We start from the raw sequence: 25,293 nt of genomic DNA, 5'->3' as shown, positions 1-25,293 counted from the left end.
GGGTGCGAGGTTGGGGACCCTCGCCACCGGGGCAAGTCCGGACGACGTCGGGGGCGGCGGTCGTCCGGGGGGTAAATCGGGTTTCGGGAGGCGGTGGATGGCCATTCTGCAAACATTGTTGGAGACGGGGGAATCGGTCCCGCATGGCGCCTGCATGGGCTGGCGGCCGGAGCTGATCTCCCTGCACGTCGTCTCCGACGTGATCATCGCGGCCTCCTACCTGTCGATTCCCATCGTCCTCGCCGTGTTCGTATCGCGGCGGCCGGACATGATGTTCGGCTGGGTCGCCTGGGCCTTCGCCACGTTCCTCGTCGCCTGCGGGCTCGCTCACCTCCTCGACATATGGACGATCTGGTACCCGCACTTCGCCGCCGAAGGCCTCGCCAAAGCCCTCACCGCCGTCACCTCGCTCGCCACCGCCGTCGTCCTCTGGCCGCTGCTCCCCAAGGCCCTGAAGATTCCCTCCGCCGACGAGCTGCGCCGCGCCGTCGAAGCCCTCCGCCTCCAGATCCGCGAACGTGATCTCGCCCTCAAGGCGCTGGAGCGCGAGCGCGAGGAGCGCCGCCGCGCCGAGGACATGCTTCGCCAGGCCCAGAAGATGGAAGCGATCGGCCAGCTCACCGCCGGCATCGCCCACGACTTCAACAACCTCATGACCGCCGTGATCGGCAATCTGGAGCGCGCCCGCCGGCTGCTGCCCCAGGACGGCTCGCGCCAGCTCGCCCGGGCGATCCGCGGCGCCGCGCTCGGCGCCGAGCGGGCCGGCGTGCTGACCCACCGGCTGCTCGCCTTCGGCTGCCGCCAGCCGCTCGCCCCCAACGTCATGAACGTCAACGACGTGCTGGAGCACCTCGCCGACACGCTGCGCCGCACCCTCGGCGGCACCATCCGGGTGGTCAGCAACCTCACCTTCGACCTGTGGCCGACCAAGGTCGACGCCGACGCCCTGGAGAGCGCCATCCTCAACCTCGCCGTCAACGCCCGCGACGCCATGCCGGAGGGCGGCAACCTGGTGATCACCACCCGCAACGTCGCCTCCGGCGACGTGCTGATCAGCGAGCTCGGCCTCGCGTCCGGCGACTACATCGAGATCGCCGTCGCCGACACCGGCCTCGGCATGAGCGAGGAGGTCGCCAGCCGCGCCTTCGAGCCGTTCTTCACGACCAAGCAGCTCGGCGAGGGCTCGGGCCTCGGCCTCAGCCAGGCCTACGGCTTCGCCGTCCAGTCGGACGGCACGGCGGTGCTCGACAGCACGCCCGGGGAGGGCACGACCGTGAAGCTCTATCTGCCCCGCGCCCAGGTCGCCGCCGCCCCGGCGCCGGCCCGCAGCTTCGCCCCCGGGCTGTTGACCAACGCCGCGGCGTGTCCATGAGCCAGCCCATGAACGGCGGCGTCACGGTGCTGATCGTCGAGGACGAGCCGCTCGTCCTCGACATGATCTCCCAGGAGCTCGTCGACCAGGGCTTCGCGGTGCTGGAGGCCGACACCGCGGAGGCGGCGCTGTCGATCATCGAGAGCGGCCAGACCGTCGACGTGCTGTTCACCGACATCCGCCTGCCCGGCGAGATGGACGGCTGGCGGCTCGCCGCCACGGTGCGCGAGCAGAAGCCCGAGCTGCCGGTCATCTACGCCACCGGCTACACGGTCGAGCGCGCCTCGCAGGTGCCGGGCAGCGTGTTCCTGAAGAAGCCCTACCGGCCCTCGGCGATCGCCGAGACGATTCGCAGCCTGATGGGCAGCAACGGCGGCCCGGGCGCCAACGGGCCGAACTGACCGGCCGCTCGCCGGGGCGCCGCGGGACGGCGCGCTTTGGCCGAGCCGCTGGCTCTGCACGCCAGAAATCGGTCCGAAACGGGCTCTCGACCCGGGGTTGCCGGTCGGCCTCGTCGATCCGGCCCGGCCGAGCCGGCGCGACAGAGCCGGCGCGACAGAGGCGGCGGTGCGCGCCGCTGCGCCCACCTGCGGCGATCGCGGTCGGCCGGTGCCCAAATTTTGTGATGCGCCGGCGGGGGAGCGTGTTATAAGCCCGCCCGCTCGGAGGATCGGCAGGCCGAGCGGCCCCAGGCGGGCGTGGCGGAACTGGTAGACGCGACGGATTTAGGTTCCGTTGACGAAAGTCGTGGGGGTTCAAGTCCCTCCGCCCGCACCACGCCGAGGCTCGCTGCCGCCGGACCGACCGGGCGACCGCGCGACGCGCGCGACCGCCCTAATTGATCACCATACGAGACTGACCCGACATGGATGTGACCCAGACCACCGCCGAAGGGCTGAAGCGCGAATTCCGGGTGGTCGTCCCGGCCGCCGATCTCGAGACCCGGCTGAACGACAGGCTGGTCCGCCTCAAGGACCAGGTCCGGCTGAACGGCTTCCGCCCCGGCAAGGTGCCGGTCGCCCATCTGCGCAAGCTCTACGGCCGCGCCGTCATGGCCGAGGCGATCGAGGAGCTGGTCCGCGAGACCAACGCCAAGATCGTCACCGACAACGGGTTCAAGCTCGCCATGGACCCGCAGGTGAAGATGCCGGAGGACAAGGCCGAGATCGAGGCCGTGGTCGACGGCAAGAACGACCTCGCCTACACGGTGGCGCTCGAGGTCGTCCCGGCGATCGAGCTCGCCGACTTCAAGGGGGTCTCGCTCGAGCGCCTGGTCGTCGAGGTCGGGCCGGAGGAGATCCAGGAGGCGCTCAAGCGCCTCGCCGACGGGAACAAGCCGTACACGGCGAAAGCCGAGGGGGCCGCCGGCGAGACCGGCGACCGGCTCACCATCTCGTTCGTCGGCCGCATCGACGGCGAGCCCTTCGAGGGCGGCACCGGCGAGGACATCCAGCTCGTCATCGGCTCGGGCCAGTTCATCCCGGGCTTCGAGGACCAGCTCCTCGGCGCCAAGGCGGGCGACACCCGCACCGTCTCGGTGACGTTCCCGGAGAACTACCTGGCCGAGAAGCTGGCCGGCAAGGCGGCCGAGTTCGACGTCACGGTCAAGTCCGTCGAGGCGCCCGGCGAGGTCGCGATCGACGACGACTTCGCCAAGAAGCTCGGCCTCGAGTCGCTCGCCAAGCTCGAAGAGGCGATCGCCGAGCGGATCAAGGCCGACTACACGGCGCAGAGCCGCCAGAAGCTCAAGCGCCAGCTGCTCGACAAGCTCGACGAGCTGCACAAGTTCGAGCCGCCGCCGACCCTCGTCGACGAGGAGTTCAAGGCGGTGTGGGAGACGGTGCTGTCGGACCTCAAGACCCAGAACCGCACCTTCGCGGACGAGGGCACCGACGAGGAGAAGGCGAAGGCCGAGTACCGCGGCATCGCCGACCGGCGCGTCCGCCTCGGCCTGGTGCTCGCCGAGATCGGCGAGAAGAACGCCATCAAGGTGACGGACGAGGAGATCTCGCGGGCCATCATCGAGCGCGCCCGCCAGTATCCGGGCCAGGAGCAGCAGGTGTGGGACTTCTATCGGAAGAACCCCGGTGCGCTGGCCTCGGTGCGGGCCCCGATCTTCGAGGAGAAGGTCGTCGACTACATCCTCGAGCTCGCCACCGTCACGGACCGCACCGTGCCGAAGGACGAGCTGTTCAAGGACGACGAGCAGGCCGCGGCCTGATCGCGTCGGCGGCCGGCCCGCTCGGGCCGGCCCGCCTCCGTGTCTCGACCGGAATCAGGGCAGGGGACGTCAGGGCAGGGCGTTTCGCCGCCGGCCGATCACCGGCCCGCCGCCACCGGCGCCGAAGTGCTGCCCCCCGCGTCGCGAATCCCGTAAAGCATGGCTGCCGACGGAGTCTTGTCGCCGGCGGAAGAGGGTATATCTGTGAGCAGTGCGTCGCACCCGGCGCACGGTCTCTCGGGCGGGCCGAAGGCGCCGCCGGCGCCGGCCCGAATCACTCGCAAGGTTGAGCACATGCGCGATCCCGTCGAAACCTACATGAACCTCGTGCCGATGGTGGTCGAGCAGACCAACCGGGGCGAGCGGGCCTACGACATCTTCTCCCGCCTCCTGAAGGAGCGGATCATCTTCGTCACCGGCGTGGTCGAGGACGGGATGGCGACCCTGATCGTCGCCCAGCTGCTCTTCCTGGAGGCAGAGAACCCCAAGAAAGAGATCGCCATGTACATCAACTCGCCGGGTGGCGTGGTGACGGCGGGTCTCGCGATCTACGACACGATGCAGTTCATCCGCCCGGCCGTGTCGACGCTGTGCACCGGCCAGGCCGCCTCGATGGGCTCGCTGCTGCTCGCCGCCGGCCGCAAGGATATGCGTTTCGCCCTGCCGAACGCCCGCATCATGGTCCACCAGCCCTCCGGCGGATTCCAGGGGCAGGCCTCGGACATCATGATTCACGCCCAGGAGATCCTCAATCTCCGCAAGCGTCTCAACGAGATCTACGTCAAGCACACCGGCCAGCCGATGAAGAAGATCGAGGAGGCGCTGGAGCGCGACCAGTTCTTCACGGCCGAGGCCGCCAAGGAGTTCGGCCTGATCGACAGCGTGATCGAGCGCCGTCCCGAAGAGGCCGACAAGATCTGAGGCGGTCCGGCCGTCCGCTGCGACGGCGGCCTTCGCGGAGCAGTCGCGGCGAGCCCGCTCCGTCGTCCGGCGAGGCCGGACGGGTGGTTCGCGGGGTGCCCTTGCCGGTCCCGCCGGGACGGCGCCCGACGGCACCGCTCCCGCGACGCCCGCGCGCGACCTCCGGTGCGGGTCGGGTGGACCGAACCTCATGGCGTGCCACGATTTTCGCCACGATTCGGCTCCACGCTCCGAGTCTCGGGGGAACGGCGCGGCTGGAACGTGTCTTGCATGGAATACCGCCGCAGTGGAACAAGGCGTTGGCAGGCGGCGTCGTATCGTTAGTGAAATCTTGATCGACCGGGTCTTAGCGTGCTTCGTTAGGCCTATGGTCAGAACGGTCCCTCGATCCTCTGGCGGAAGGTGACGAGTTTGCTAGGTTCCAGGCACGACGGGTCCTCAATGCTACAATCGCTCCCGTCCGCGTGCGCGCGGCGGCGGCGGACCTGTGGAGAGTGAAGAATGAGCAAGGTTGGCGGAAGCGACTCCAAGAACACGCTGTATTGCTCGTTCTGCGGCAAGAGCCAGCACGAGGTCCGCAAGCTCATCGCCGGACCCACGGTGTTCATCTGCGACGAGTGCGTCGAGCTGTGCATGGACATCATCCGCGAGGAGAACAAGTCCTCGCTGGTGAAGTCGCGTGACGGCATCCCGACCCCGCGCGAGATCCGCAAGGTGCTGGACGACTACGTGATCGGCCAGGACCATGCCAAGAAGGTCCTGTCGGTCGCCGTCCACAACCACTACAAGCGGCTCAACCACCAGACGAAGCACAACGACGTCGAGCTGGCGAAGTCGAACATCCTGCTGATCGGGCCGACCGGCTCGGGCAAGACGCTGCTCGCCCAGACGCTCGCCCGCATCCTCGACGTGCCGTTCACGATGGCGGACGCGACGACCCTGACCGAGGCCGGCTATGTCGGCGAGGACGTCGAGAACATCATCCTGAAGCTGCTGCAGGCCGCCGACTACAATGTCGAGCGGGCCCAGCGCGGCATCGTCTACATCGACGAGATCGACAAGATCTCGCGCAAGTCGGACAACCCCTCGATCACCCGCGACGTCTCGGGCGAGGGCGTCCAGCAGGCGCTCCTGAAGATCATGGAAGGCACCGTCGCGTCGGTGCCGCCGCAGGGTGGCCGCAAGCATCCGCAGCAGGAGTTCCTGCAGGTCGACACGACCAACATCCTGTTCGTGTGCGGTGGCGCCTTCGCCGGGCTGGAGAAGATCATCTCGGGCCGCGGCCGCACCACCTCGATCGGCTTCGCCGCCAAGGTGATGGCACCCGAGGACCGCAAGACCGGCGAGATCTTCCGCGAGGTCGAGCCCGAGGATCTGCTCAAGTACGGGCTGATCCCGGAGTTCGTCGGCCGCCTGCCGGTGGTCGCCACCCTCGAGGATCTCGACGAGCCGGCGCTCAAGCGCATCCTGCTCGAGCCGAAGAACGCGCTCGTCAAGCAGTACCAGCGCCTGTTCGAGATGGAGAACATCGACCTCACGCTCGCCGAGGAGGCGCTGGGCGCCATCGCCCGCAAGGCGATCGAGCGCAAGACCGGCGCCCGTGGCCTGCGCTCGATCATGGAGTCGATCCTGCTCGACACCATGTTCGACCTGCCGAGCCTGGAAGGGGTCGAGGAGGTGGTGATCTCGCGCGAGGTGGTCGAGGGCACGGCGCGTCCGCTCTACATCTATGCGGACCGCGCCGCCGGCGACGCCGGCGCGAGCGCCTGACGGACGTCGGATGCACCGGCGCCCGGCCCGGGCACCGGTGCCCATGGCCCGCGACTCGATCGCGGTCGGGACGATCCGCGGCGAGACACGAATTGCACGCCGGCGTGCGGGGAATGCGCCGGCGGGACACCGCCGAAGGAGCGTTGGATGGAGCGTTTCGGTGGGGGCGAGGCCGGTTCCTTGACACGCCCCCGACGGCTCTCCACCTAAGACAGGCGGACGTCCGATCAGTCGAGTAAGGCGTTCGAGCCGATGCCCGGGCAGGGATCTCGTCCCCGCCGCGGCGCGCAGATCCAGCCGGTTTGGCTGCGCTCCCTTCCCGGTCCACGACACTCCGTCACGATGCCGCCCGTCGGGTCGTCGCGGAGGGGTTTCCAGAACAACAAGGATCGGACCATGACCACACCTTCGAAGCCGCGCGTGCTGCCCCAGCCCGGAGAGGTCCGGGCCTATCCGGTGCTTCCGCTGCGCGACATCGTGGTTTTCCCGCACATGATCGTGCCGCTCTTCGTGGGGCGCGAGAAATCGATCCGCGCCCTCGAGGAGGTGATGCGGTCCGACTCGTTCATCCTGCTCGCCACCCAGAAGAACGCCTCCGACGACGACCCGGCCGCCGACGCGATCTACGAGGTCGGCACGCTGGCGAGCGTGCTGCAGCTCCTCAAGCTGCCCGACGGCACCGTGAAGGTGCTGGTCGAGGGCACCGAGCGCGCGCGCGTGATCCGCTACACCGACCGCAGCGACTACTACGAGGCCGAGGCCGAGGTGCTGGTCGACAAGGTCGGCGAGAAGGTCGAGGCGGAGGCGCTCGCCCGCTCGGTGGTGACCGAGTTCGAAGGCTATGTGAAGCTCAACAAGAAGGTGTCGCCCGAGGTGGTCGGCGTCGTCCAGCAGATCGACGACTACGCCAAGCTCGCCGACACGGTCGCCTCGCATCTCGCGGTCAAGATTCCCGACAAGCAGCTCATCCTCGAGACCGCGACCGTCACCGAGCGGCTCGAGAAGGTGCTCAGCCTGATGGAGAGCGAGATCTCCGTCCTGCAGGTGGAGAAGCGCATCCGGACCCGCGTCAAGCGGCAGATGGAGAAGACCCAGCGCGAGTACTACCTCAACGAGCAGATGAAGGCGATCCAGAAGGAGCTGGGCGACGAGGACGGCCGCGACGAGCTCGCCGAGCTCGAGGACAAGATCAAGAAGACCAAGCTCTCGAAGGAGGCGCGGGAGAAGGCCCAGCACGAGCTGAAGAAGCTGCGCCAGATGTCGCCGATGTCCGCCGAGGCGACGGTGGTGCGCAACTATCTCGACTGGCTGCTGTCGATCCCGTGGAACAAGAAGACCAAGGTCCGCAAGGATCTCGGCGCCGCCCAGGAGGTGCTCGACACCGACCACTACGGCCTCGACAAGGTCAAGGAGCGCATCGTCGAGTACTTGGCCGTGCAGAGCCGCGCCAACAAGCTGACCGGCCCGATCCTCTGCCTCGTCGGGCCGCCCGGCGTCGGCAAGACCTCGCTCGGCAAGTCGATCGCCAAGGCCACGGGGCGCGAGTTCGTGCGCGTGTCGCTCGGCGGCGTGCGTGACGAGGCGGAGATCCGCGGTCACCGGCGCACCTATATCGGCTCGATGCCCGGCAAGATCATCCAGTCGATGCGCAAGGCGAAGTCGTCGAACCCGCTGTTCCTCCTCGACGAGGTGGACAAGATGGGCTCGGACTTCCGCGGCGATCCGTCGTCGGCGCTGCTCGAAGTGCTCGACCCCGAGCAGAACGGCACCTTCAACGACCACTACCTCGAGGTCGACTACGATCTCTCCAACGTGATGTTCATCACCACGGCGAACACGCTGAACATCCCGGCGCCGCTGATGGACCGCATGGAGATCATCCGCATCGCCGGCTACACGGAGGACGAGAAGGTCCAGATCGCCCGTCGGCATCTGATCCCGAACGCGCTCTCCAAGCACGGCCTCGAGGCCAAGGAGTGGGCGATCGACGACGACGCGCTGCTGCTCCTGATCCGGCGCTACACCCGCGAGGCAGGCGTGCGTAACCTGGAGCGCGAGCTGTCGACGCTCGCCCGCAAGGCCGTTAAGGAGCTGATGACCTCGGAGAAGAAGACGGTCGAGGTCACGACGTCGACTCTCGGCGACTATCTCGGCGTGCCGAAGCATCGCCACGGCGAGATCGAGGAGGAGGATCAGGTCGGCGTCGTCACCGGGCTCGCCTGGACGGACGCCGGCGGCGAGCTCCTCACGATCGAGGGCCTGATGATGCCCGGCCGCGGCAAGATGACCGTGACCGGCAACCTGCGCGACGTGATGAAGGAGTCGATCTCGGCGGCGGCGTCCTACGTCCGCTCGCGGGCGATCGCCTTCGGCATCGAGCCGCCGCTGTTCGACAAGCGCGACATCCACGTCCACGTGCCGGAGGGGGCGACCCCGAAGGACGGGCCGTCGGCCGGCGTCGCCATGGTGACGGCCATCATCTCGGTGATGACCGGCATCCCGGTCCGCCGCGACGTCGCGATGACGGGCGAGATCACGCTGCGCGGCCGCGTGCTGCCGATCGGTGGCCTCAAGGAGAAGCTGCTGGCGGCGCTGCGCGGCGGCATCAAGACGGTGCTGATCCCGGAGGAGAACGCCAAGGACCTGGTCGACATTCCCGAGAACGTGAAGAGCGGGCTCGAGATCGTTCCGGTCACCCGGATGGACGAGGTTCTGGCCCGGGCGCTGACCCGCGTGCCGGACCCGATCGAGTGGGACGACAAGGCCCAGCCGGCCGCGGCGGCCGCCGACGGCGCCGCCGAGGACGAGGCGTCGGCGCTGACGGCGCACTGAGGCGACGCCACGCGGCCTCCGCTGCGCGGAGTCGCCACAGGATCGACGACAGACGAGAACGGCGCCTTCGGGCGCCGTTCTTCGTTTATGGCCGAGGAGACCGACGGCAGGACGGCGCGAGCGGGCACGCCGGGCTGTCCGCGGGGCGGTGAGCCAGCCAGCCTCGCCGCTGCGACCGCGCTCCGCACCGACCGATCGCCCGCGCACACGCCTTGCGCTCGGCCGGGTTCCGGCGATAAATCGCACCCGAAGGGCGGTTAGCTCAGTTGGTAGAGCGGCACGTTTACACCGTGTAGGTCGGCGGTTCGAGCCCGTCACCGCCCACCAGCAACGCGTAGGGCGCAACAGCGCAGCGTATTGCGCCGAACGGCACCGCCGCCGGTGTGGCGAAGATGGCGGAGTACGCTTCGCTATTCCGCCCTACGGTCGTCGATCCGGGCTACGCCCTATTTTGGTTCGACCTGCTCCACCTGCGCCCGCAGGTCCGGGGAACCCGAGAGGTCGATCTCGTCCCGAATTCCTAAACGAGCCTCCGTAGCACACCGGCTTGCGGGGGCCGCGGCCCGGGACGAAGGTGCGCCATCGTTGAGTGCATTTCGTTCGGGGAATGAGGATGCGTCCGGTCGAGATTTTCTTCGCCGTGCTCGGCGTCGTGGTGCTGCTGGGGGCCGGCTACTACATTACGCGGCCGGTCGATCCGGTGGTCAACGCCCGCTACAAGTGCGAGACCGCGCTGGAGCGTTTCGTCGGCTTCGACATCGCCAAGGCCGAGGCGGACAAGGCCGACATCAAGGGCAACGCCCACACGGGCCGGGTCGAGATGACCTTCTCCCAGAAGGCCGACCGTCACCTCGGCACCTGCGTGTTCCGCAACGGCGAGATGACGATGCTCGACCTCGACGGGAAGCTCCTGGCCGGCCGCCGCGAGTAAGCGATCGCTGCAGCTGCAAAACGCCGTTGTTCGTGGGCTGGCGATGGCCGGGCCCGGAACCCGATGGGCGCCGAGACGGTCGCCGAGAGGGGCACGCCACGGCGCGCACGCGCTGGTGTTCAGATACTTTTGTTTCCTCTTGTTTCTGCCGGTGCCCGAAGGTGTAATCCGCGCCCGGATCGACAGGGCAGGGTGCGGGCATGTGGACACGACTCCTGGAGCCGGTGTTGCAGCCGGCGGTGCTGCGCGGCGACGCCGCCGAGCAGCGGGCGATCGCCGACTATTTTCGGGGCCGGACCGGCGTGTTCGTCGAGGTCGGAGCGTTCGAGCCGATCAGCCTGTCGCAGACCTATGCGCTCGAGCAGGCCGGCTGGACCGGGCTCCTGGTGGAGCCGGTGCCGGCCCATGCCGCGGCGCTGCGGGCGGTGCGCCGGGCCGCGGTCGCCGAGGTCGCCTGCGTGGCGCCCGACCAGGCCGGCACGCTCCTGCCGATGACGGTGCGGGGCGGTGTCAGCGTGCTCGGCGAAGCCGGCGACGGTGAGACCATCGCGGTGCGCGGCACCACGCTCGACGCGCTGCTGGCGGAGCATGGCATCACGGCCATCGACTTTCTCTCGGTCGATGTCGAAGGCGCCGAGGTCGACGTGCTGCGTGGCCTGTCTCTCGATCGCATCCGGCCGCATCTGATCATGATCGAGGACTTCGCCGACGACAATTCCCGCCACCGCTTCATGCAGTCCGTCGGCTATCGCCGGGTCCGCCGCACCGGCAACAACAGCTGGTACGTCGACCGCACGACACCGTTCCAGGTCTCGGCGTTCGGCCGCTGGCAGCTCCTGCGCAAGTATCACCTGTCGCGGCCGGTGCGCTGGGCGAAGCGCAGCCTGAAGGCGGCGCGCCGGCGCGTCGCCTGAGCGCGTTTCGCGTCAGGACAGGTCGGACGCCGCGGCGCCGACCCGCCTGTCGGGCTCGGCCGGAGGACCGTCGATCACTGGCCGACGGCGTCGCCGACGCACTTCTTGGTGAAGCTCGTCTTGGCGGCGCCGGCGAGCTTCCTCTCGGTCGCCGAGGCGTCGCAGGCCGCCTGGGCGTCGGTCTCGCACTTCTTCATGAAGCTGGTCAGGGCGGCGCCGTGCAGCTTCTTCTCGGTCGCCTGCGCCTTGCAGGAGGCTGCGGCGGGCGGCGTCTGGGCCTGGGCCGACGGCGTGGCCGTCAGCGAGACGAGGAGGGCGGTCGCGACGAGGCCGGCCGTGGCGATCATGGTCTTCACGAGCGAATCTCCCGGGTTTTCGCGCGCGAACGCGCGCCGCCCGGGCGGTAGCCCGAGATGATGGCGCGACGACGGCGTGGCGCCTTCGTCGCCATGTATATGAAGCGCGCGGGGCTGCGGCGGGGCGCCGTGGCGGCGCCGTCGGTCAGCGGGCCGGCGAGCTGGCGCGCAGGCGCTCGGTCCAGAACGGGCTCTTGGTGACGAACACGTTGTAGCCGACCGCGTGGTTGGTCTTGATGTGGTCCAGGAAGGCGGCGTCGAGCACCTCCTCGAACCGGCCGGTGCGCGGGTCGAGCACGAACTCGTGGCAGCCCGGCTGCGCCAGCACCCAGCGGGTGACGCCGTGGCTGCGGTCGGCGCCGTGCTCCTCGGCGAGGATCACGCTGTCGGCGTCGAGCAGCCGCTGGCCGCCCTTCAGGGCGTCGATCTCGACGCCTTCGACATCGAGCTTGACGATGAAGCGGCCGGCCGGATCGAGGGTGCCGTCGTCGATCAGGCTGTCGAGCGAGACGACCGGCACCTCCTCGCAGAACTCGGCATCGTCCGCGCCGGCGATCGTGAAGGCCTCGTGCTTGTGGCCGGACAGCCTCGCGACGCCGCCCGCCGTGGCGCCGATCGCCTGGTGGCGGACCGTGAAGCGGTCGCCGTTGAGGGCGGCGTTGCGGCGCAGCTTCTCGGCGTTGCGCGACGACGCCTCGATGGCGATCGCCGGATGGGCCCCGTAGGGCCGGCTCGTCGCCAGCACGGACCACAGGCCGTAGTTCGCGCCGCAGTCGACGAACGTGTAGTCGACGTCGACGACGTTCATCAGGAAGCGCTCGAGCTCGATCTCGTAGACGTAGTTGCGGTCGAGCAGCACGCTCCAGTACGGATCGCCGAACGGAAACGCGAAGCGGGCGTCCTCGTTGAGCCGAACCAGCGTCTCGCGCGGATCGAGGGCGGGCCCGAGAATCCGGCAGCCGAGCGAGAAGCCGCGATGTGCGAACGGCTCCGTCAGCCGCGCGCCGGTCCTGATGGCGATCGCGGCGAGCCGCTCTTTCAGGGTCGCGCCGTCGAGTCGCCCGGTGCGGCGGTCGAAGGTCAGGGGCGTAACGGGCCGCGGGTCGGAAGCTGACATGAAGACGAAGTCTTTCGCTGCGCCTGTTTCTGAATGTTTCTGTCTCATAACGACAGAAGACCGGACTGGTCCGGCGTCTCGATCGACGTTCATACGCGGGACCGCGGGCCGAGAAAAGCCGCCCCGCTGCCGATCCGGGAGCCTGCCGGCCCTGATTCGAATTAAAGTAAAATTCTTAACGTCGCGAGGCGGACCCGAGCCGCCCGAGACGCGGACGGTGACGTTCGAGCCGGCGTTCATTGGGGTTTTGCGGCGCGCGCCCCGTCGTGCCTCGAGGCGCCATGGCCGTCCCGGCCCGGATTCGGCCTCGCGCGAGGGGGCTCGCGGCTTCGATCACGGTTTCGCGAGGATGCGCCCGGCGGGCCTCTCTCCCGTGGGCCGGAGATCGTCCGGCCTGCCGCCGCCGCGGGACCGGCATCCCCGAACAGGCATGCCGCCGTCCGCGGTCCGGGCGTAAAAGGCGGAGGCGGCTCGCCGGGAGCGGACCGCAGCAGGAAGCGGGTTCAGCACATGAAGCTTCGTGACATGGCGCTGGCGGCGCTCGCCAACGTGATCTGGGGCTTCACCTATGTCGCCTACCCGATCGCGCTGGAGAGCTTCACGGCCTCGCAGATGGCGGTGCTCCGCTTCGTCCTCGCCGCCTTGCCGGTCGTGCTGGTGCCGCGGCCGGCGCCGTGGCGAACCATCCTGTCGGTCGGCGCGACGCTGCTCACCGGGCAGTTCCTGCTCCTGTTCTTCGCGCTCGCCGCCGGGCTGCCGCCGGGCCTCGCCTCGGTGACGACCCAGATGCACGCTTTCTTCGCCGTGCTGATCGCCGCCGTGGTGCTGCGCGAGTATCCGACGCGGCGGCAGGGGATCGGGCTCGTCGTCGCCTTCACGGGGCTGCTGCTGATCGGTCTCACGATCGGTGCCGATCTGCCGCCGGTCGCGCTGGCGCTGGCGATGGCGGCCGCGGCGAGCTGGGCGACCGGCTCCATCCTGCTGCGCAAGACGCCGCGCGGCGTCGCCATGGGGCCGCTGATCGTCTGGTGCAGCCTGGTGCCGCCGATCCCCGCCTATCTGGCCTCGCTGCTGCTCGACCACGACGCCTCGCTCTCTTCGGCCGTGGTCCATGCGAGCGCGGGCAGTCTCGTCGCCGTCGTGTTTCTCGGCACGCTCGCGACGACGCTCGCCTTCGGCATCTGGGGCTATCTGATGCAGCGCTATCAGAGCGCCGCGGTGGCGCCGTTCGCGCTCCTGTCGCCGTGCACCGGCGTGGTCGCGGTGGCGCTGATCTTCGGCGAGCGTTTCGGTCCGCTGCGCGCCGCCGGCATGGCGTGCATCCTCGCCGGCCTCGTCGTCGTCGTTCTGCCATGGCCGCAGGTGGTCGCCCGCGCCCGGGCGATGCTGCGGCGGGAGCCGGCTTGCCGGCCGCCGTCGCCGTGAGCATCCTGCACAGGCACGTGCTGGCGCGCGCGTCGCGTGACTCGCGCCCTGCGCGACTCGCGCCCGGCGTGACAGGAGAGTCGGATGAGCCTGCATCTCGTGATCGGCAACAAGAACTACTCGTCGTGGTCGTTCCGCCCGTGGATCGCCATGACGGTCGCCGGCATCCCGTTCGAGGAGACCGTGGTGTCGCTCGGCGATCCCGACTTCAAGGCGACCGTTTCGGCGCATTCCGGCACCGGCAAGGTGCCGGTGCTGATCGACGGCGACGTGCGCGTCTGGGAATCGCTCGCCATCATCGAGTACGTCGCCGACCAGCACCCCGAAGCGGGCCTGTGGCCGGCGGACCGAGTGGCGCGCGCGCATGCGCGGGCGATCGCGACCGAAATGCATGCCGGCTTCGCGGCGTTGCGCAAGGCGCTGCCGATGAACTTCTGGCGGCCGCCGAAGCGGCCCGTGCTCGCCGACGACGTGATGCGCGACATCGCCCGCATCGAGGCGATCTGGCGTGACTGCCGCAAGCGTTTCGGCGCCGGCGGCCCGTTCCTGCTCGGCACGTTCGGCGCGGCCGACGCCATGTATGCGCCGGTGGTGTCGCGCTTCTTCACCTATGCGATCGAGGTCGGGCCGGACGCGAAGGCCTACATGCAGGCGGTGGCGGCGCTGCCGGCATGGACCGCCTGGCGCGACGCCGCGCTGCGCGAGCCCTGGGTGCTGCCGCAGGACGAGCCCGACTGGCCCGAGGTGCCGCGCCTGCCGGCGTGAGGAGAGCGCACGAAGAAGCGTGATCACGCCGAGAGGACGGTCGGCGGACGTACATGCCGCCCAAAGAGATGCGCGGACGTACGCCCGCCAAAAGAAAAGAGCCCGGCGACCGGCCGGGCTCTCGAGGATCTGCCGCCTGTGCAGCGGCAGTTCTCTGCGCAGTGACGGACGGGGCCGCCGTTCCGGTGGAACTATTCTCCGCGCAGCTTGTCCTTCAGGCCGCCCACGGCGTTCTGCAGCTTGCCGGACGCCTTGTCGGCCTTGCCTTCGGCCTCGAGCTTCTTGTCGCCGGTGAGCTTGCCGGCGCCTTCCTTCACGCCGCCCTTGGCCTGATCCATCGAGCCTTCGATACGGTCCTTGTCCATCGTGTCCTCCGAGTGCTTTCGTCGGAGGGGAAACGACCGGCAACGGGACTGGTTCCGTGATCGATCCCGATCGGTCGGTGTCGCAACATCGCGCCGCGCCTACCGGACGGCGCCGTCGCGCCGCAGGACCGCCGCCTCGGCGTCGTCGAGGTCCATCTCGTCCCAGCCGGTGATCATGGTCCGGAGCTGCTCGCCCACCGTATGCCCGGTGGTGATCACGTAGACGTGCATGATCAGAAAGGCGATCATCACGAAGGCGGCGGCCGTATGGATCGTGGCGATCACCTCGAGCCCGGCGGTCGCCCACGGTCTTTGGTGCCAGAGGTCGTAGGTGAGCAGCATCGTGCCGCTCGCCCAGATGACCGGGAACAGCACCAGCTTCAGCATCAGATAGGTCAGCGCCTGCAGCGCATTGTGTTTGCGGCGCAGGGTCTTGCGGAACGGGTGCGGGTCGCCGCGGAAAATCCCGAGCGTGTAGAAGCGCAGGATCGGACCGAGGCCCTTCAGGGTCGGCAGATAGTGGCGCCATTGACCGGTCGTCAGGTGCCAGAAGATGGCGAACAGCCACAGGACCACCAGACCGACGGCACCGGCGACATGGAGCGTCAGCATGTCGCCGTACTTCATGAGGTGGTGGACGCCATGCAGGCCGAGTCCCGACCCGATCAGCACCAGGACGAGAAAAGCCTGGCTCCAGTGCCAGAAACGCTCGAAACGTGTGAAGACCTTCACCTGCATCACGGTCATGTCGGCGTCTCCTTGCGACGGAATCGCATCACGAGGCGCATCAGGCCGTGGCCGATGACGCCGGCGAGAACGAGACCGATCAAGCCGGCGCCGAGCACGTCCACCCAGCGGGCGCTGTCGCGGCCCGGCATGTAGAAGCCGGCGAGGTTCGCGAGACGCCCGTCGGCACGATGGCACTCGCCGCATTTCACCGCCTTGTCCTTGGGGGCGACCATGTGGGTCTGCGGCCAGAACATCTCGGTTTCGACGAAGCCGAACTTGCCGGACCAGGGCAGGCCCATCGCCGCCATGCCGGCCGAGATCGACTTGTCCCAGTTGAAGCCGCGCCAGTAGGCGGCGTCGGTCGGCCCGAACACGTGCAGATAGACGAAGTGATTCTGTCCGCTGTCGTAGGGCTGCTTGCCGGTCATCACCTTGAACGGCCAGATCCGCGACTTCGGGTCGCCGGGCTTGCCGGAGATCGGGTTGATCGGGATCGGCTGCTTGGCGGGATCGAACACGCGCTCGGCGTTCTGGTAGATGATCTCGCCGTCGAACCAGAAGTACTTGGGCTTCACGTTCTCGGCGAGCACGTAGTCGCCCTTGATCGATTCGTAGATCGGGCGGCCCTTGTCGTCCCGGATCTGGAACGGCTTGCCGTCGCGCAGCCGGCCCGAGGTCGACCAGTCCCAGCGCATCTTGGTCGGTACGCCGCCCCGCGCGAAGGCGGGCACGTGACAGCTCTGGCAGGCGAGCTTCTCGACATGCGTGTTGAGGGTGACGTCGGTGAGCGACCAGCCCTTGTGCGGACGCAGCCCGTGACAGGACTCGCAGGTGGCGACGTCGCGGCGCTGGCCGGGACCCGGCTGGCCCTTTGTGTCGACGGCGTGGACGTCGTAGCGGCTGCCTGCCCACACGTGCTTCTGCGTGACGTGGCAGGCCGTGCAGGCGAAGTTCAGCCCCTTGGCATCCATGTGGACGTCGAGCTCGCGGTTCGGCGCGAGCAGGGACGAGTCGAGCGACCCGTGCTTCACGCCGTCGCCGCCGCCGCCGTGGAAGTGACACGCGCCGCAGTTCTCCCGGCCCGGCAGCCCGACGCTGCGGGCGACCTGCGAGAGGTTAGGCACGGTCCCGATCTGCCGGCCCTCCTGCATGATCGGCGTGTAGGGCGGATGTCCCGCGCCGGTCGGGTTCTTCCAGTAGGTGGCCGACCGGTCGTGACAGATCAGGCAGTCGACGCTCTCCTGGCGGGTGAAGTCGAAGGTCGCGTCCTTCCAGCCGAAGCCGGTATGGCAACTCGTGCAGCGCGGCTCGTTGGACGTGACGCTGGCGCAGAAGTCGTTGATAACGTTCTTCTTGCCGAGACGCTGACCGGTCCGAGGATTGGTGTAGTCCCAGCTCCAGTGGAGCGTGCCCATCACCTGCCTGGCCGCCTCCGTGTGGCAGGAGAGGCAGGCCTTGGTGACCTCGGGGCCGGACTTGAAGTCCTGCTGGAGGATCTCGAACTTGTTGTGATCGGCCGTGCCGCCTGCCGGCTTCGAGCCAACCTGGCCGTGCGTGTACGGGCCTTTCGGCGGGACTTGCGCGCGCGCGTCGTGATGACTTCCGAAGGCGAGAGCCGAGGCGGCCAGAAACGCGACGAGGAGCGGTCCGGACCGCGATGCGGGGATTGCCGTCACATCGGTCTCCTCTGGCGAGAAGGGAGACCGTCAGCGTGCGTCACTTGCACATATAAGAAATGATGAAGGTCAAGACGCCGGCGGTTTTTGTTGCGTCCATCGCAACGAGGTTCGGTCCCATGTATTTCGGTACCGCTCGTGATCTGGACGTCCGACACCGAGCCTGCGTCGATGCCGATCCTCCGGGGGCCGCGAAGGCACGGCCCCCGGATGCACGCTGCCGACGGCGCGCCGTGACTGAACCGCGGCCTCAGGCCGGAAGCACGGCCACGATGTGCATGTTGTTCGGGTCGACGATGACGATCTGATCCCCGACGATGAAGTACTCGTACGCCCGCCAGGCCGGATAGATCTCCACCACGGTCGAGGGCACGCGGGCGAGACGCACCGACCGCGGGACCGTCGTGCCGACGCTCAGCGAGAAGTCGACGCGGCTGACTCGCGGCGCGTTGCTATCCTTGATGATGGTCTCGCGGATCCGGGTGCGCTGCTCGGTGTTCAGGTTCACCGTGGTGTTGTTTGTCGTGCTGGTCGTCGACGAGCTGCCCGTGCGCTGCTCGGTCGTGGAATCGCCGCGCCGCTCGCTCGCCGACTGGCCGGTCCGCTCGGAGCCGGAGCCGCGCTGATCCTGCCCGGTGCGGGTGCGATCCTGATCGCGGCTGCGCTCGGTCTCGGACGTCTTGCCGCCGGACTTCTCCGTCGTGCCGGAGCGCTGCTCGGAGCTGCCGGAGCGGCGGTCCGGCGCTGTGGTCGTGGCGCCGGGGCCTTCCTTGGCGCTCGGGCTCTGCGCCCCGGAGCCGCCGGACTGCGCCGCGCCGGTGCCCTGGCCCGTGGTCTCGCCGCCGCGCTGCATCGCCCCGCCCGCGGCGCCGCCCTTCATCTCGCTGCCCGAGCCGGAGCCGCTGCCCATCGAGGCTCCGCCGCCCGCCCCGCCCGCACCGGCGCCGCCGCCGGCCGCGCCACCACCGCCGCTCTGCGCAACGGCCAGACTGGTCCCCGCGACGAGTGCCGAGATGGCGGTCGCAATCAGCAGTCGATTCGTTTTCATCGAGCCTTCCTCCAGATGGTGTGAACCCCATGCTGTCGGGTGCTCCCGACGAAGTCCGAACGCCCCGTCATCACGGCGGTTCCTGGAGGCTTTCGAATCGCGATCGGAGGTGTACGCCAACACACGTCGGCGTTCATCGGCGGTTCATCTCCACGTTCACGGGCGCGCTGATGGCCCGGTTGCGGCCGCGTTCACAGGAAAGCCGCATTGCCGCGGCCTCTGGCGCCGGTGGGGGAGAGCGGGCCGGGCAGCGTCCGGTGCGTGAATCCGATCCGACAATCCGAATGATATAAAAGCCGCGGATGATGATTCGCGGTGGCCGATGTTTCGGCGCACAGGAGGTCCAATGCTTCGTTTGCTGGCCGTTCTCGTCGTCGCTCCCGCCGTCCTGGCGTCCTCGGTGGCGCTGGCCCAGTCGCGGTTTCCGCTGCCGCTGCCCGCTTCGCGCGGGACCGACGAGGATCAGAAGGCCTGCCAACGCGATGCCACCACGTTGTGCAAGCCTTATCTCGGCGACGACATGGCGGTGCTGAGCTGCTTCCAGTCGCAGCGCCAGAAGCTCAGCGTCCCGTGCCGCAAGGTGCTCGAGAAGTACGGCCAGTGAGCCGCTGAACCGCTCCAGCGCGGCGCCGATGGCGCCGCGTCCGTCGTTCCGAACGCCCGCTGTCAGATCGTCAGCACCACGTTCCCCGCGACCCGCCCGCTCTCGACCGCCTCGTGCGCGTCGACGGCGGCGGCGAGCGGCATCGTCGCGGCGATGTTGTGGACGAGCCGCCCCGAGGCGAGCGCCTCGGCGATGATCGCGAGCGCCGTCGCGCGCTCCTGCGCCGTCAGCTCGTAGACGAACACGAACTGCAGCGTGATCTGGTTCGCCAGGAAGAAGTAGAGCGGCACGCCGCCGTCCATGGCGCCGGTGCCGTAGACGACGACTTTTCCGCGCGGCCGCAGGACGCCCGGCAGAAGCGCCGCATTGGCGGCGATGTCGAGCTCGATCACGGCATCGACTCCGGCCCCTTCGGTCAGCTCCTTCACCCGCGCCCCGACATCCTCGCGTCGATAGTCGATCACGTGGTCGGCGCCGGCGGCGCGGGCGAGCGTCGCCTTCTCGGGCGAGCTGACCGTGGTGATCACCACGGCGCCACGCATCTTGGCGAGCTGGATGGCGTAATGCGACACCGCGCCGGCGCCGCCGCTGATCAGCAGCGTCGAGGCCACGTCCGCCTGCGCGGTCGCGATCACATGGGCCGCCGTCATCACCGGAATGCCGAGGCAGGCGCCGGCCTCCACGCTCACATCGGCGGGCAGGGGAACGGCCATGGCGCTCGGCAGCGCGACCCACTCGGCGCAGGTGCCGAAGGCGCGCTTCCACTGCGCATTCCAGGTCCATACCCGCTCGCCGATGCGCGCCTCCGGCACTCCGGCCCCGACCGCGTCGATGACGCCGGCGCCGTCGCTGTGCGGGATCACGCGCGGGAAGGCGATCTTGCGGGTGCGGCCCTCGCGCGCCTTCACGTCGGACGGATTGACGCCCGAGGTGGCGAGGCGGACCCGCACCTCGCCGGGGCCGGGCTCCGGGGTCGCCATCTCGCCGACGGTCAGCACCTCACGAGCGGGACCGTTCCGCTCGTACCAGACTGCGCGCATTGCAAACTCCTCACCGCCGATCGAGCGCCGGCCGGAACCGCCGTCGCGGGGTCCGGTTGATCCGGCACATCATCGAGGAGTTCCACATGCTGCACAACGACATCCAGGCGCATATGGACGTTGTCGGGGCCGACGACCTGCCGGTCGGAACCGTGGACCGCATCGACGGCGACCACATCATGCTGACCCGGACCGGCCCGGAAGCCGGAGGCTGCCATCATCTGGTGCCGCTCGTCTGGGTCGAGGAGGTGGACGACAAGGTCCGCCTCAGCCTGGTGTCCGACGACGCCATGGCCCAGTGGCAGGCGACTGAGCTGTAGCCGCCGACCTGGTAGCTGCCGACCTGGTAGCGGCCAACTTGGCGCCCACTGACCTGAAGGCCCACAGGGCCGGCCGTGGGCGAGGGCCGCGTCGTCTGCCGCGGCCCGTGTCCGTCAGCGTCCGGTGAGGCGGCTCCACTGCTCGCGAAGCTGCACCGTGGCCGCGTCGGTCGACTCCTTCACCACGTCCCAGTTGACGAAGCGGCGCTCGCTCGCCGCCACCGTGCTGTCGCGCAGATAGGCGCCGCCGACCGCGGCGGTGAAGCCCAGAACGAACGCAAACAGGACGCGCATCGCACGACCTCCTCGGACCCTCGCCGAACGACCACGAGGCGATCCCCGCGGTGTTCCGGCACCCACTGGTAGAACCTGATTTCAGCGGTACGAGGGCACAATTTTCTCGCCGCCGGGGTGTTCCTCTCGGCAGGCTGTCGCTTTATAGCTGCTCTGCGCCGCAGGCTGTTGCCGCGGCTTTGCCACAGGGGTATGAGCGCGCCCACGCTAGGGCCGCTGTAGGGGAGTCGAGATGGCCGTCGAGCGCACCTTTTCCATCATCAAGCCGGATGCCGTCGCCCGCAATATCACGGGCGCGATCAATGCCATGATCGAGCAGGCCGGTCTCCGGATCGTCGCCCAGAAGCGCGTCCGCATCACCCGCGAGCAGGCGCAGACCTTCTACGCCGTCCACAGCGCCCGGCCGTTCTTCGGCGAGCTGGTCGACTTCATGATCTCGGGTCCCGTCGTGGTCCAGGTGCTCGAGGGCGACAATGCCATCGCGCGCTATCGCGAGGTCATGGGCGCCACCGATCCGGCCAAGGCGGCCGAGGGCACCATCCGCAAGGTCCACGCCAAGTCGATCGGCGAGAATTCGGTGCACGGCTCCGACGCGCCCGAGACGGCGGCGATCGAGATCGCCCAGTTCTTCTCCGGCAACGAGATCGTCGGCTGACGATCCGCCGGCCGGTCGGCGGGACGCTGGGTCGCGCCATGGTTGTGTCTAGTTCGATTGCATAGTTCACGGCTGCGGACCGGCGGTTCGTCCGGCCGCCAACGAGGCTGACCATGATCGCGGCTGACTACCTGAATCCGGCCTACTGGAGCGCCGTCATGCAGAGCGGGATGGCCGAGATGGCCGCCCCCGCGTTCTGGGTGGCGGTCGGCAAGATCATCTGGATCAACATCCTGCTCTCGGGCGACAACGCCGTGGTGATCGCCATGGCGTGCCGCAGCCTGCCGCCCAAGCAGCGCTTCTGGGGCATGATCCTGGGCGCCGGCGTCGCCGTCGGCCTGCGCATCCTGTTCACCGTCATCATCGCCTCGCTGATGACGATGCCGTACCTGAAGATCGCCGGCGGCCTGGCGCTGTTCTACATCGCCTGCAAGCTCCTGGTGCCCGACGACTCGCACGGCGAGGTGGAGGCGGCCGACCATCTGTGGCGCGCGGTGCGCATGGTCGCCATCGCCGACATCGTGATGAGCCTCGACAACGTCATCGCCATCGCGGCGGCGGCCGGCGGCAGCCTCCTGCTGCTGATCTTCGGCCTCGCCGTGTCGGTGCCGCTGATCATCGCCGGCGCGGCGCTGATCATGGGCCTCCTCGACCGCTTCCCGATCCTGATCTGGGCCGGCGCGGCGCTGCTCGGCTGGATCACGGGCGAGGTGCTGGCGACCGACCCGGCCGTCGAGCCGCTGCTGGTCGCGCGCTTCGGGGCGGAGGGCGCCCACCAGGTGGAGCTCGCCGCGGCGGCGGTCTGCGCCGTGCTGGTGCTGCTGGTCGGCGGCCTGTGGCGCCGCTCCAAGCAATCTCGCGCGGCCGAGAAGGTGGCCGAGCACGAGGCGTGATCGCGGCGCGGTCGTCGCGCCGATCAAAAAGGACAACGGCCCCGGGCGACCGGGGCCGTTTTTTGTTCGGTCGCTTTGGAGGGCGTTGCTGCCATCCTTTGACGAATTGCCGAGTGCGGCGGCGCTCCCTGTCCCCGGCGGGGAGAGGGCCGGGGTGAGGGGGCGCCGACGCCGGTTGTTTATCGAGAGGGCGGCACCCCCTCTCCCGACGCGCTCCGCCCGTCGACCTCTCCCCGCCGGGGAGAGGTACAAAGTGGGCGCCTCACGCCTCCTCGACACCGCGGAGGCGCAAGCCCGCCTTCACGATCTCCATCACGACCAGGAGCGTCGCCCCGACCGCCGTCGCCACCCCCCAGTCGCCGAGCGTCAGGCCGACAGTGTGGAAGGCCGCCTGCATGAACGGCGCGTAGACCACCAGGATCTGGGCGGCGAGCGAGAACGCCACGGCGGCGATCAGCCACGGATTGGCGAACAGCCCGGCGAAGGCGCTGCGATGGCCCGAGCGGGCGTTGAAGACGTTGAAGAGCTGGAACATCATCAGCGTCGTGAACGCCATGGTACGGGCATAGGCCTCGTCGGCGGGGTTCGGCGCCGCCTCCGTGGCGAACAGCGTGATCATGCCGCCCGGATAGTAGGCGTCGAGCACCAGGAGCGTGCCGACCATCATCACGACACCGACGCCGCCGATCCGCACCCAGTCGGCCGTGCCGATGACGCCGGCGCCGCGCTGCCGCGGCTTGCGGCTCATCACGTCGGCGTCCTTGGGATCGATGCCGAGCGCCAGCGCAGGCGGGCCGTCGGTGATCAGGTTGATCCACAGGAGCTGCGCCGCGAGCAGCGGCAGGAACAGGCCGTGGCTGGCCGAGGCGAGCCCGAGCAGGCCGGCGAACATCACGCCCGCGAACATGGTGAGCAGCTCGCCGGCGTTCGACGACAACAGGTAGACGAGATACTTGCGGATGTTGTCGAAGATCCCGCGACCCTCCTCGATCGCCTTGACGATGCTGGCGAAGTTGTCGTCGGTGAGGACCATGTCGGCGGCCTCCTTGGAGACGTCCGTGCCGGTGATCCCCATGGCGACGCCGATATTGGCGGTCTTCAGCGCCGGCGCGTCGTTGATGCCGTCGCCCGTCATCGCGACGATGTGGCCGCGCCGCTGCAGCGCCTCGACGACGCGCAGCTTGTGGTCGGGATCGACGCGGGCGAACACCCGCACGTCCTCGACGATGCGGTCGAGCTCGGCGTCGCCCATCCGCCGCAGCTCGGCCCCGGTGACGACGCGGGTGCCGGGCTCGACGATCATGAGCTCGCGGGCGATCGCCTCGGCGGTCGCCGGATGGTCGCCGGTGATCATCACGGTACGGATATGGGCGCGCTTGGCGGTCGCGACCGCCTCCTTCGCCTCCGCCCGCGGCGGGTCGATCATGCCGACGATGCCGAGCAGGACGAGATCGTCCTCGATGTCCTCCGGCAGCTCGACGTCGCCCATCGTGCCGGTGGCGATCGCGGTCGGGTCGAGCCCGAGCGCCTCGGCCCGGATCGAGCGGACGGCCACCGCGAGCGTGCGCAGCGCCTGTGCGGCGAGGGCGTCGTTGCGCTCGGCCATCGCGGCGCGGCCGGCGTCGTCGAGCGAGATCGCCGTGTCGCCGTCGAAGATCTCGCGGCAGCGCGGCAGCAGGATCTCGGGAGCGCCCTTGACGCACAGCGTGAGCTCGCCGGGCCGGCCACGGTCGGCGTGCAGGGTGGCGTGGCGCTTGCGTTCCGACGTGAACGGGATCTCGGCGACGCGCGGCATCGCCGCGAGGGCCGCCTCGGTCAGCCCCGCCTTGCGGGCCGCGACCACCAGGGCGCCCTCGGTCGGGTCGCCCTGCACGACCCAACGCCCCTCGCGCGACGAGAGTGTCGCGTCGTTGACCAGAGCGGCGGCCTGCAGGGTCCGCACCACCGCCTCCTGGACGTCCGGCCGGCTCGCCAGCGGCGCGCCCCTCACCGTGAGCTCGCCCTCCGGCGCGTAGCCGCTGCCGGAGACGTCGACCACCGCATCGCCGGCCAGCACGGTGCGGACCGTCATCTCGTTGCGGGTCAGCGTGCCGGTCTTGTCGCTGCAGATCACCGTGGCGGCGCCGAGCGTCTCGACCGCCGGAAGCTTGCGGACGATGGCGTTGCTCTGCGCCATCCGGCGCACGCCGAGACTGAGCCCGACCGTGACGATCGCCGGCAGCGCCTCCGGGATCGCCGCGACGGCGAGCGCCACGGCGAACAGGAAGAGGCCGAGGATGGCGTCGAGATCGGTGACCGGGTTCTTCAAGAGGCCGGTCGCGAAGACGACCGCGCAGATCACCAGCATGATGATCGAGAGCCGCTTGCCGGTGCGGTCGAGCTCCTTCTGCAGGGGCGTCGCCTGCTTCTCGGCGCCCTCGATCAGCTCGGCGATCTTGCCGACCTCGGTGCCCATGCCGGTCGCGACGACGACGGCGCGGCCGCGCCCGTAGGTCGCCGTGGTGCCGGCATAGAGCATGTTCTTGCGGTCGCCGAGGCCGACCTCGTGGTCGATCGCGGCGGCGTCCTTCACCACCGGCACGCTCTCGCCGGTCAGCGCCGCCTCGTCGGTGCGCAGGTTGGCGTCCTCGATCACCCGCGCATCGGCCGGAATGCGGTCGCCCGCCTCGACGAGCAGCACGTCGCCCGGGACGATGTCGTGCGCCGGGATGCGCTGACGCTCGCCGTCGCGCACCACGGTCGATTCGGGCGCCGCGAGCGCCATCAGGGCGCGTACCGATCGCTCCGCGCGCGCCTCCTGGACGAAGCCGAGCAGGGCGTTGAGCAGCACGATCGCCATGATGACGATCGCCTCGTAGGGCAGGGCGGATTCGCGCGGCTCCTCGAGCAGCCACTCGACCCCGGAGATGACGGTGGCGACCAAGAGGATGATCACCAGGAAGTCCTGGAACTGCTCGGCGAGGCGGCGCCACCACGGGGTCTCGGGCGCGCTCTTGAGGCGGTTCTCGCCGTGGGCGGCGAGGCGGCGCTCCGCCTCGGCCGCGG

Annotated in this window: 23 protein-coding genes and 2 tRNA genes; 16 read left to right on the top strand and 9 right to left on the bottom strand. The window is 69.2% G+C overall.

Features of this window, described 5'->3' with window-relative positions; translation table 11 throughout:
* The first annotated feature begins 97 nt into the window (after positions 1–97).
* The 10 genes from ABTU92_RS12110 to ABTU92_RS12065 all read left to right on the top strand — a co-directional run bounded on the left by ABTU92_RS12110 (position 98) and on the right by ABTU92_RS12065 (position 10,961).
* Entirely contained in the window at positions 98–1,372 is a 1,275-nt protein-coding gene (locus ABTU92_RS12110) for an ATP-binding protein (RefSeq protein ID WP_408090897.1), read from the top strand.
* The gene (locus ABTU92_RS12105; protein WP_408090895.1) at positions 1,369–1,773 is read left to right on the top strand and encodes a response regulator; all 405 of its coding nucleotides are present in this window, start codon (positions 1,369–1,371) and stop codon (positions 1,771–1,773) included. The genes ABTU92_RS12110 and ABTU92_RS12105 overlap by 4 nt, the downstream gene beginning before the upstream one ends.
* Before the next feature lie 291 nt (positions 1,774–2,064).
* Positions 2,065–2,149: transfer RNA gene (locus ABTU92_RS12100), tRNA-Leu, on the top strand.
* 88 nt (positions 2,150–2,237) lie between these two features.
* The gene (gene tig / locus ABTU92_RS12095) at positions 2,238–3,593 is read left to right on the top strand and encodes a trigger factor (protein WP_408090893.1); all 1,356 of its coding nucleotides are present in this window, start codon (positions 2,238–2,240) and stop codon (positions 3,591–3,593) included.
* A gap of 294 nt (positions 3,594–3,887) precedes the next feature.
* Positions 3,888–4,514, top strand: coding sequence for an ATP-dependent Clp endopeptidase proteolytic subunit ClpP (gene clpP, locus ABTU92_RS12090; protein WP_408090891.1), 627 nt, complete (start codon positions 3,888–3,890; stop codon positions 4,512–4,514).
* 501 nt (positions 4,515–5,015) lie between these two features.
* Positions 5,016–6,284 (top strand): ATP-dependent Clp protease ATP-binding subunit ClpX, encoded by a 1,269-nt coding sequence (clpX, locus tag ABTU92_RS12085; RefSeq protein WP_408090889.1) that lies wholly within the window; start codon positions 5,016–5,018, stop codon positions 6,282–6,284.
* 396 nt (positions 6,285–6,680) lie between these two features.
* Positions 6,681–9,116 (top strand): endopeptidase La, encoded by a 2,436-nt coding sequence (gene lon, locus ABTU92_RS12080; protein ID WP_408090887.1) that lies wholly within the window; start codon positions 6,681–6,683, stop codon positions 9,114–9,116.
* Between the two features lie 251 nt (positions 9,117–9,367).
* A tRNA-Val gene (locus ABTU92_RS12075) sits at positions 9,368–9,443 on the top strand.
* 280 nt (positions 9,444–9,723) lie between these two features.
* Positions 9,724–10,047: a hypothetical protein gene (locus ABTU92_RS12070; RefSeq protein ID WP_408090885.1), complete on the top strand. Its 324-nt coding sequence runs from the start codon at positions 9,724–9,726 to the stop codon at positions 10,045–10,047.
* A gap of 200 nt (positions 10,048–10,247) precedes the next feature.
* A complete protein-coding gene (locus tag ABTU92_RS12065) occupies positions 10,248–10,961 on the top strand; it encodes an FkbM family methyltransferase (protein ID WP_408090883.1) in 714 nt (237 codons plus the stop codon).
* Between the two features lie 74 nt (positions 10,962–11,035).
* Here the strand turns inward: ABTU92_RS12065 and ABTU92_RS12060 are convergent, their stop codons facing one another.
* Positions 11,036–11,308 carry a PsiF family protein gene (locus ABTU92_RS12060; RefSeq protein ID WP_408090913.1) on the bottom strand — a complete coding sequence of 91 codons (273 nt, stop codon included), beginning with the start codon at positions 11,306–11,308 and terminating at the stop codon, positions 11,036–11,038.
* Positions 11,309–11,462: 154 nt separating this feature from the next.
* The gene (locus tag ABTU92_RS12055) at positions 11,463–12,434 is read right to left on the bottom strand and encodes an FkbM family methyltransferase (protein ID WP_408090881.1); all 972 of its coding nucleotides are present in this window, start codon (positions 12,432–12,434) and stop codon (positions 11,463–11,465) included.
* Between the two features lie 510 nt (positions 12,435–12,944).
* Here ABTU92_RS12055 and ABTU92_RS12050 point away from each other — a divergent pair.
* The gene (locus ABTU92_RS12050; protein ID WP_408090879.1) at positions 12,945–13,859 is read left to right on the top strand and encodes an EamA family transporter; all 915 of its coding nucleotides are present in this window, start codon (positions 12,945–12,947) and stop codon (positions 13,857–13,859) included.
* 84 nt (positions 13,860–13,943) lie between these two features.
* Complete coding sequence (locus ABTU92_RS12045) at positions 13,944–14,624, top strand: glutathione S-transferase family protein (protein WP_408090877.1); 681 nt, start codon at positions 13,944–13,946, stop codon at positions 14,622–14,624.
* A 191-nt stretch (positions 14,625–14,815) separates the two neighbouring features.
* On the opposite strand, the gene ABTU92_RS12040 is transcribed toward ABTU92_RS12045, so the two are convergent.
* From ABTU92_RS12040 to ABTU92_RS12025, 4 genes are all read right to left on the bottom strand, one after another.
* Positions 14,816–14,989: a CsbD family protein gene (locus tag ABTU92_RS12040; RefSeq protein WP_408090875.1), complete on the bottom strand. Its 174-nt coding sequence runs from the start codon at positions 14,987–14,989 to the stop codon at positions 14,816–14,818.
* 99 nt (positions 14,990–15,088) lie between these two features.
* A complete protein-coding gene (locus ABTU92_RS12035; protein ID WP_408090873.1) occupies positions 15,089–15,736 on the bottom strand; it encodes a cytochrome b/b6 domain-containing protein in 648 nt (215 codons plus the stop codon).
* A complete protein-coding gene (locus ABTU92_RS12030; protein WP_408090871.1) occupies positions 15,733–17,394 on the bottom strand; it encodes a tetrathionate reductase family octaheme c-type cytochrome in 1,662 nt (553 codons plus the stop codon). The genes ABTU92_RS12035 and ABTU92_RS12030 overlap by 4 nt, the downstream gene beginning before the upstream one ends.
* Positions 17,395–17,644: 250 nt before the next feature.
* Complete coding sequence (locus ABTU92_RS12025) at positions 17,645–18,442, bottom strand: DUF1236 domain-containing protein (protein ID WP_408090869.1); 798 nt, start codon at positions 18,440–18,442, stop codon at positions 17,645–17,647.
* A 346-nt stretch (positions 18,443–18,788) separates the two neighbouring features.
* On the opposite strand from ABTU92_RS12025, the gene ABTU92_RS12020 reads away from it, so the two are divergent.
* The gene (locus ABTU92_RS12020; protein WP_244670529.1) at positions 18,789–19,046 is read left to right on the top strand and encodes a hypothetical protein; all 258 of its coding nucleotides are present in this window, start codon (positions 18,789–18,791) and stop codon (positions 19,044–19,046) included.
* Positions 19,047–19,108: 62 nt separating this feature from the next.
* Here the strand turns inward: ABTU92_RS12020 and ABTU92_RS12015 are convergent, their stop codons facing one another.
* Positions 19,109–20,086, bottom strand: a complete 978-nt coding sequence (locus ABTU92_RS12015; protein WP_408090867.1) for an NADPH:quinone reductase — start codon at positions 20,084–20,086, stop codon at positions 19,109–19,111.
* 86 nt (positions 20,087–20,172) lie between these two features.
* On the opposite strand from ABTU92_RS12015, the gene ABTU92_RS12010 reads away from it, so the two are divergent.
* Positions 20,173–20,406, top strand: coding sequence for a DUF2171 domain-containing protein (locus ABTU92_RS12010; RefSeq protein ID WP_408090865.1), 234 nt, complete (start codon positions 20,173–20,175; stop codon positions 20,404–20,406).
* Between the two features lie 114 nt (positions 20,407–20,520).
* Here ABTU92_RS12010 and ABTU92_RS12005 read toward each other — a convergent pair whose 3' ends face one another.
* A complete protein-coding gene (locus tag ABTU92_RS12005) occupies positions 20,521–20,700 on the bottom strand; it encodes a hypothetical protein (protein ID WP_408090863.1) in 180 nt (59 codons plus the stop codon).
* A 232-nt stretch (positions 20,701–20,932) separates the two neighbouring features.
* On the opposite strand from ABTU92_RS12005, the gene ndk reads away from it, so the two are divergent.
* Positions 20,933–21,355 (top strand): nucleoside-diphosphate kinase, encoded by a 423-nt coding sequence (gene ndk / locus ABTU92_RS12000; protein ID WP_111359056.1) that lies wholly within the window; start codon positions 20,933–20,935, stop codon positions 21,353–21,355.
* Between the two features lie 158 nt (positions 21,356–21,513).
* A complete protein-coding gene (locus tag ABTU92_RS11995; protein WP_408090911.1) occupies positions 21,514–22,248 on the top strand; it encodes a TerC family protein in 735 nt (244 codons plus the stop codon).
* A gap of 262 nt (positions 22,249–22,510) precedes the next feature.
* Here ABTU92_RS11995 and ABTU92_RS11990 read toward each other — a convergent pair.
* Positions 22,511–25,293, bottom strand: a 2,783-nt coding sequence (locus ABTU92_RS11990) for a cation-translocating P-type ATPase (RefSeq protein ID WP_408090861.1), incomplete at its 5' end; no start/stop codon positions are given.

This window comes from Rhodoplanes sp. SY1, from assembly GCF_046000175.1.
In the GTDB taxonomy this organism is placed as follows: domain Bacteria; phylum Pseudomonadota; class Alphaproteobacteria; order Rhizobiales; family Xanthobacteraceae; genus Rhodoplanes.
The sequence above is the reverse complement of the archived record's forward strand: the minus strand, read 5'-3'. Positions and strand labels throughout refer to the sequence as shown.